General features: G+C 39.5%; 7 protein-coding genes. 4 read left to right on the forward strand and 3 right to left on the reverse strand.

Going from position 1 to position 7,785, the window contains the following annotated elements; all coding sequences use genetic code 11:
* Positions 1 to 207: 207 nt before the first annotated feature.
* Entirely contained in the window at positions 208 to 1,530 is a 1,323-nt protein-coding gene (locus tag H6G41_RS28030) for a DUF58 domain-containing protein (RefSeq protein WP_190750780.1), read from the forward strand.
* Here H6G41_RS28030 and H6G41_RS28035 read toward each other — a convergent pair.
* Positions 1,508 to 2,377 (reverse strand): DUF4114 domain-containing protein, encoded by an 870-nt coding sequence (locus H6G41_RS28035; RefSeq protein ID WP_190750782.1) that lies wholly within the window; start codon positions 2,375 to 2,377, stop codon positions 1,508 to 1,510. The genes H6G41_RS28030 and H6G41_RS28035 overlap by 23 nt on opposite strands.
* A 408-nt stretch (positions 2,378 to 2,785) precedes the next feature.
* Positions 2,786 to 3,739, reverse strand: a complete 954-nt coding sequence (locus tag H6G41_RS28040; protein ID WP_190750784.1) for a stage II sporulation protein M — start codon at positions 3,737 to 3,739, stop codon at positions 2,786 to 2,788.
* A 79-nt stretch (positions 3,740 to 3,818) separates the two neighbouring features.
* Between H6G41_RS28040 and H6G41_RS28045 the strand changes: the two genes are divergently transcribed.
* Together H6G41_RS28045 and H6G41_RS28050 are read left to right on the forward strand one after the other, a co-directional pair.
* Complete coding sequence (locus H6G41_RS28045; protein ID WP_190750786.1) at positions 3,819 to 4,676, forward strand: DUF975 domain-containing protein; 858 nt, start codon at positions 3,819 to 3,821, stop codon at positions 4,674 to 4,676.
* 148 nt (positions 4,677 to 4,824) lie between these two features.
* Positions 4,825 to 5,604 (forward strand): RDD family protein, encoded by a 780-nt coding sequence (locus H6G41_RS28050; protein ID WP_190750788.1) that lies wholly within the window; start codon positions 4,825 to 4,827, stop codon positions 5,602 to 5,604.
* Between the two features lie 95 nt (positions 5,605 to 5,699).
* On the opposite strand, the gene H6G41_RS28055 is transcribed toward H6G41_RS28050, so the two are convergent.
* A complete protein-coding gene (locus tag H6G41_RS28055) occupies positions 5,700 to 6,455 on the reverse strand; it encodes a DUF1868 domain-containing protein (protein WP_242038078.1) in 756 nt (251 codons plus the stop codon).
* A 526-nt stretch (positions 6,456 to 6,981) separates the two neighbouring features.
* On the opposite strand from H6G41_RS28055, the gene H6G41_RS28060 reads away from it, so the two are divergent.
* Positions 6,982 to 7,671 (forward strand): homing endonuclease associated repeat-containing protein, encoded by a 690-nt coding sequence (locus H6G41_RS28060; protein ID WP_190750792.1) that lies wholly within the window; start codon positions 6,982 to 6,984, stop codon positions 7,669 to 7,671.
* The last annotated feature ends 114 nt before the right edge of the window (positions 7,672 to 7,785 follow it).

Here is a 7,785-nt window from a genome sequence, read left to right on the forward strand (position 1 = left end):
TATGAGGATTTTGGGGATTAATAACGGACTCTACATTAGAAACTTCATCTCAAAATTTAAGTTCTATATTAATTATTTTAATGTTAATGATTATTAGATAATTTGACTACTATAGCTGTTAAATGAGTAATTACTGGCAAAATCTCTAGGTTTAGCTTAAAATGCCAGCAATTGCTGATAATTATCGCTATAGTTGATTAATTAAAAATGGTTCCAGCCAATAGAGTTTATTTATTATTGCTGATAGGAATTGCCATCGCCCCTATCTTGGCTATGGTTTTGGGTATTCCCGCCAGTATTGCGATCGCGCTTTTATTTGATGTCCTGGTATTAGGATTAATGGTTGTGGATGGTTTGCGGGTAAAACGCGATCGCGTGCAAATCAGCCGGGAACTCCCATCACGGTTATCTATAGGCCGAGATAACCCCGTTGTGCTCAGGGTAACCGCAGCAAATACTAATGCTGCCATAGAAATCCGCGATTACTACCCTACAGGCTTTGGTGTATCTGCATCAGAACTGAGGGCAAATGTAGCAGCCAATACTACTCAAGACTTAACTTATACTGTCCACCCCACACAACGAGGAGAATTTGACTGGGGAAATATTCAGGTAAGACAGTTAGGTTTATGGGGGTTAGCGTGGGATGATTGGCAGATTCCCCAAAAAGTGACAGTTAAAGTTTATCCAGATTTAGTGGGATTGCGATCGCTTTCCATTCGCCTCGCCGTGCAATCATCTGGATCGATTCGCCAACGCCGCATCGGAATTGGCACAGAATTTGCTGAACTGCGTAACTATCGTACTGGCGATGATTTGCGCTTAATTGATTGGAAAGCTACCGCCCGCAAAGTTGGCGCTTATGGAAATACAACACCTTTAGTCAGGGTTTTAGAACCAGAACAAGAACAAACCCTGTTGATTTTGCTGGATCGGGGAAGATTAATGACAGCAAAAGTGCAGGGTTTGCAGCGCTTTGATTGGGGGTTAAATGCTACTTTATCTTTAGCCTTAGCCGGATTACATCGAGGCGATCGCGTCGGCGTGGGCGTATTCGACAAGCAAATGCATACGTGGATTCCGCCAGAACGCGGTCAAAATTACCTCCCTCATTTAATTGATCGTCTCACCCCAATTCAACCAGTATTGCTAGAATCTGATTATTTAGGAGCCGTTACCAGCGTCGTCCAACAACAAACAAGGCGGGCATTAGTAGTATTAATTACCGACATAGTTGATGTCACCGCCTCCACCGAACTTCTCGCCGCCCTTTCTCGCCTAGCCCCCCGTTATCTCCCGTTTTGTGTAACTCTGCGCGATCCGCAAATTGAGCGGCGGGCGCATACTTTAACTGAAGATGTTACAGATGCTTATGTGCGGGCGGTAGCTTTAGATTTATTAGCACAGCGACAAGTTGCATTCGCTCAATTGAAGCAAAAAGGTGTGTTGGTACTTGATGCACCAGCACATCAGATTACAGATCAATTAGTTGAAAGATACTTGCAACTCAAAGCCCGGAATCAACTTTAACAACTGAAGCACTGCGGCGGCGACGAACATTAAACAAACCTAGCCCCGCAATCCCAAATAATGCCAAAGTTGCGGAAGGTTCTGGTACAGGTGTAATCCCAGCAACATAACGAGCGTTTGCTGCACCAATATCAATGGCGAACACTGTATCGTTATAGTCTTTATCGCCACCACCCCACAAATCTTCAAAACCGAATACTAAGAAATCTTTGTAGTAATAAGCAATGGCGTGCTGTAAACCATCTGGGTTCAAAGCTTGATTTAAACTCCAAACACCTTTAACAGTATTTCCCTTTTTATCTTTACCAGTAATACCACCATTAATATCATTGGCGTGTAACAAAAAGTCCAACTTAGTACCAGCTTTCATAGAGCCAATGCTTGCCCAATCACCTACATTTAAAGGTCTATTAGGTGCAACTGTATTGGCTAATGGATTGTTGGCATTAGGGCAAAATTTAGTAAAATTGAGGAAATTTTTATCTCCAGTGTTACAAGAAGTATCACCAAAGATTTTCCCTGAAGCTACTGTGGAGCCAGTTGCAGAAAAATCTAGACGGTTGCGGTATCCGCCAGCAGTTTCTCCAATAAAGAAAATGTTTACATCATGGTCAAATTGGAGTTGTAGTTTAGAAAGGTCTACTTGTTTTGCTTGAATGGTTTGAGGGCTTAAAGTCTTACCTTCTTCGCCAACGAAAGCACGAAAATCTTGAAGAATACTTTTGAATGGATCGGGAGCTTGGTTTCGGCTTTTGATATCAAAAGCACTAGCAGAAGCACTTCCAGATAAAATACTAGTTCCTAATGTAATAGCAGCAAGGAGAGAAGTAAAAATTTGATTTTTCATGAGTTATTCTGATTTGAGGAAAATAAAAACTTTTACAGGCTTAATCCATTAATATTGGAAAGTCTCTAAATTCGTCCACCTAATTTTCAACTATTTACTATTACTTTTTAATGCACTTCGGTGATTAGTATTGTTACTCAAACATAAGTATTATTACGAAAATAGTAATAATTTCGATAACTATCCGTAGCAATACTTGAGTAGATAATCCTTACAAAAATTCTTTATGAACATGAGCATCACACTTTTTTAATCAATACTCTAGAAGGGTATTGCTATAAATACGAAGTCTGCGTGGGCAGGCTTCGTATTTATAGCCAGCGGCTTATAGCCTGTGGGCGTTTATAAAAACTGGGATACTCCCCATAAGAGTTTGGTACTCTATATATCAACAATAATCTTTAAATTTTAGGATTTTTTGCGACTACAATACATCACCAAAAGTATAAACAATCCCATGCCAACAAGATACTTAAAAGCGTCTGGTACGCTGGGATTAGGAGAGAAAAAACCTTCGATAATACCAGCAATGATTAACATCGGCACAATCCCATATACTAACTGCACCGCTTGAGAACCATAAAACTTGAGTGCATCACGACGACGGTAGTTACCAGGGAATAAAATCGCTTTTCCTAATAGAAAACCCGCACCACCAGCCAAAAAGATGGCAGGTAATTCTATAGAACCATGCGGAAACACAAATGCCCAAAAGGGATAGGCGAGATGATTTTGTCCTACTAAAGTACCAATAGCACCAATTAATAAGCCATTAAATATCATCAAATATGCTGTATATGCGCCAGCTGTCATCCCACCAGCAACAGCCCCAAAGGAAACTGACAAATTATTCACCATAATACTGCTGGATGCTAGAGGTTCAATACCCACAATCGAACCCATCCATAATTGGCGATCGTCTCGCACGCGAGAAATTAAGCTTTCAGGTACGATCAGTGACATAAAGCTAGGATCTTGCCAAGCATACCACCAAGCAACTAACCCCCCCAGCAAAAACAAGGAAGTAGCAAACACTATATATACAAATGTTTGCTGTATTACCGCTGGTAATCCCCATTTGTAAAATTCCACTACAGCTTGCCATTCTTGTCGTCGTGAACCTTGGTAAATCTGGGTATAGGCACGAGTTGTTAAAGATTGTAAACTATGTATCAAAGTGTTACCGACTTTCTGAGTCCGGGCGCGGGCGAGATCCGCCGCGATTGAACGATATAAACTTGCTAATTCCCGTATTTCCCCAGCTTGTAGTGATTTTAGCCCTTTTTTTTCTACTTGTCGTAAAAGGTTGTCCAAACGCTGCCAATATATTTCTCGTCGTGCAATCCAACGTTGAATATTCATAAATTTTAGGAGGATTCGCTTGAGTGTACTTTAAGATAGCCTCAATTCATCTCCGTACTTGCAAGGAAAATTTAACATCATGTCTGGTGATTTTGGTTCTCCCAGCCCCATGCAACCCCTAAGTGTAGGAAATGTCGTGAGTGCAGGAATACGATTGTATCGTTCTCACCTCAAGGAATACTATTTATTAGCACTGAAAGCTTATCTTTGGATATTAGTTCCCGTTTACGGTTGGGCAAAGTTTTATGCTTTAATCGCCCTGATTTCTCGCTTGGCTTTTGGCGATTTGGTCGATCAACCCGAAAGTGTTACAACTGGAGAACGTTTTGTTAATACCCGATTATGGCAGTTTTTAATGACAATGCTGCTAATGTCGATTGTAGGTATGGGAATTTTCTTTGGAATTGCATTTATATTTGTCTTAGTCGGTGCTTTAGCAGCTGTAGTATTGGGCGGGATAGGTCAACAAACTAGTCCTGCGGCTGGTTTACTTGTAGCTTTAGTGGCGTTGGTTTTAGGTTTAGCAGCACTTGTCGTAATTATATGGCTGTTGACACGTTTTTATTTAGTAGATGTACCTCTTGCAGTGGAGGATAACGTTGATGCGACTTCTACTATTGGTCGTAGTTGGGAGTTAACTCAAGGTTATGTCTGGCGAATTGTATTGATTAGCTTTGTAGCCTTTTTGATTACAGTACCTATTCAAATTCTGGTGCAACTTCTCACTATGATTGTTCAGTTAATATTTCTGCCTTTGATGCAACAGGGTTCTAATTGGGCAGCGGCTGTGTTAATGATATTACTGATATTAGCCTTAAGTTTTGCTAGTGGGGCAGCTATCGTACCATTTTGGCAAACTATCAAAGCTGTAATTTATTACGACTTGCGCAGTCGGCGTGAAGGCTTAGGTTTAAAGTTACGCGATCGCGATATTTAAATATTAGTCATTCATTAGTCATTAGGCATCTGTCAATAGTAATTAATTACTCCTCCCCGTCCTCCCTGTCCCTATCTCAGGCGATGACAATTTTTTCATCAATAACTATCTTCTGCTATCTGCCATTTCGTAAAATTTTAAATTGCATATGCACCTTTTTAATCGTGTAAAATTCCGCACTCCAGAAAGTGTAGAACTAGAATTTACCCTTGCAGGAATTGGTAATCGTGCTTGGGCTTTGATTATTGATTATCATATTTTGGCTTTCATTTTAGTGCTGATATACGTTATTTTTGGGGTAATTTTAGTACAGTTAGCAGATTTTTGGTTAACAGTTTTTGGCTCTAATTTAGCTTTGTGGATGATTGCGATCGTTTTCATCCTTACTTTTGCTATTTATACAGGTTATTTCGTATTTTTTGAAACCCTATGGCAAGGGCAAACCCTTGGTAAACGCTTTGCGAAAATTCGTGTTATCCGCGATGATGGTAGACCAATTGGATTGCAACAAGCTGCTTTACGTGGTTTGTTACGTCCTTTAGATGAATTTTTATTTATTGGTGCTTTTTTAATTATGTTGGGTAATCACGAAAAACGCTTAGGTGATTTCGCTGCATCTACAATTGTTATTCAAGACCAAATACCTATAGGTTCAGCAACTTTAAATATTTCTGACCAAGCAAAGTTACTCTATGAAGAACTAATGCAAATTGCCGATTTATCAGCATTATTACCAGATGATTTTGCTGTGATTCGAGAATATCTGCAAAGACGTAATGGTATGTCGCCTAGAGCTAAATCCTCTTTATCTTTGAAGTTATCTCAACAGGTTCAAGCTATTATTAATTTAGAGCAAATACCTGTAAGTGTAGCACCTGATGTATTTTTAGAAGCGATTTATCTTGCTTATAAACAAACAGAATTTTAAATATAAAATATAGATTTTGTAGAATATTTGATGCTCAGTCAATAGTCAAAAGTACAGAAGCTAATAACTATTGACTATTGACCATTAACTAATGACTATTGACTAATGACTAAACTTGGCCAATTTGGCTGACGCTGATAGCTTGTCATATCGTCAAATTTTCTCAGTTCCACACGATCTATGAAAAAGTCTGGTGAATTTAACGGCCATTGTTGATTCAATTCAGATAACTGTGTACTGAAATTTGTCCTATCTAGTTCGGGTGAAATGTCTCCAAAATAAGCTAATGTAATATGGGCAGTGAAGTGATAATGTTGTTCAATACCCAAAGCCATTAACTGGGAATTTTGATAAACAGTGCGGCGAAATTTAATCACCTGTTCGTAGCAACGCTCATCCTGTGGTACTAAACAAACTCCTATTGCTCTTGGCATGACTATCAGTCCCAGTACTTGCCAATATATTGGTTGACTGTCGGCGTTAAGAGATTTTTTAGAGTCCTCAAAGATATTAGCGATGCAAGAACTTAAGTCTTGTTCAAATTGTGGGTTTTCCTCAAAAGCATGACGGTAGGCACTATCCCAAATTAAGTCTGCTAAGGTCAAATGAAAGCTAGTAGAAGGTACAGGTACAATCAAATTACTGTCAGCAGACAATTGTAATAATTGTTGCTGATAACTTTGCAATTGAGCGTAGAAAGCAGAGTTTTCTGTTGCTTCTACCGCAGGTGGGGTAATTAGTGTGTAGCCAGGAAATGGTACGGCTTTTCTCGATCCAGTAGCATCTGGCTGGAATTTAGAAGATTCCTGGATACGCTGAACTTGGGATCTGTAGGCTTCTGGTAGCGTCATTCTGGCTACCCGATTTAGGTAAGTTTGATAATTGTCGTCCAATCTCGTTGGCCTCGCGCGCTCACTTGATAGATTTTAGCTGAATAGGCAGTAAGCGCTGCAATCTAACTGTAATGTAATACCTTCGCTCAATTAAGATGAAGGCGATTGTAGTTTTGCTGAGTTGGATTTAATCATAATCCACCAGGAAGGTACTGCCCCTTCTGTATCTGTGTTATCAGCACAGCGCCTCACTTTTCGGCTTCTGGTGGAAAGCGGAAGATGGAGGAATCGAACCCCTAGGTGTTACCCTACCCCGGTTTTCAAGACCGGTTGCCGACCATTTAGCGACATCTTCCAAGTTGAATGACGGAAGCTGGAGGAGTCGAACCCTTACAGTTGTTAACTGCACTCCTGCGTTCGAGACAGCTTACCGTCCTCTCGGCAGCTTCCCAAATTTTGGGTGTATAGCGATTCTTGATGAATTTTTCTTAATTGATATACACCCCATTTAATAGTAAAATGGCGAGACGTTTAAAAGCTTGTCATGAGAATCACTCAAGACCAACTAATAAAATGGTTCCAAGAATACTATCAGTCTTATGGTGTAGTTCCTGCTTTAAATAAAGTTAGAGATAAAAGTATTTCTTGCCCAGTAATACACAATACAATTGTCAGGAAATTTGGAAGTTGGAATAATGCTTTGAAAGCAGCAGGCTTACCGTTATTTGTAAAACCAATCCTAGCGAAGGAAGTAGTTTGTTGTAACTGTGGTGAGGTTTTTTATAAACAAAGACACCGACTACAAGAGGGCAAACCCGATTTTTGTTCAAATTCATGTGCAGCAACTTATAAAAATTGCCATAAAAATCAGGGAACTAGACGATCTAAGCTTGAAGATTGGTTGGAAGAGCAGCTTTTAAAGCTTTATCCAGAATTAGAAATTCATTTCAATCGCAAAGATGCCATAAATGCAGAGCTTGATATATACATTCCATCTCTAAATTTAGCTTTTGAATTAAATGGTATTTTCCATTACGAGCCAATTTACGGGGCAGAAAAACTAGCGTCTATTCAAAATAATGATAAGCGTAAGTTTCAAGCTTGTTTAGAAAAGGGAATTGAATTAGCCTTTATTAACTGCTCTCAACAAAAAAAGTTTAAGAAATATACCTCTCAAAAATATCTTCACATCATAACCTCCATTATCAATTCAAAGGTGTCTGAGGAGGCTTGAACTCCCTAATGACCAGGGCAAACGCATCTAAATAGAGAAAAGTGCTAAGTAGAGGTGTGTTTTGAGTAGTACAAGAGAACTATATATAACTGGTGAAGAGAGCGATCGCTAAAA

Origin of the sequence: Tolypothrix sp. FACHB-123 (assembly GCF_014697075.1) — a bacterium.
GTDB lineage: Bacteria > Cyanobacteriota > Cyanobacteriia > Cyanobacteriales > Nostocaceae > Aulosira.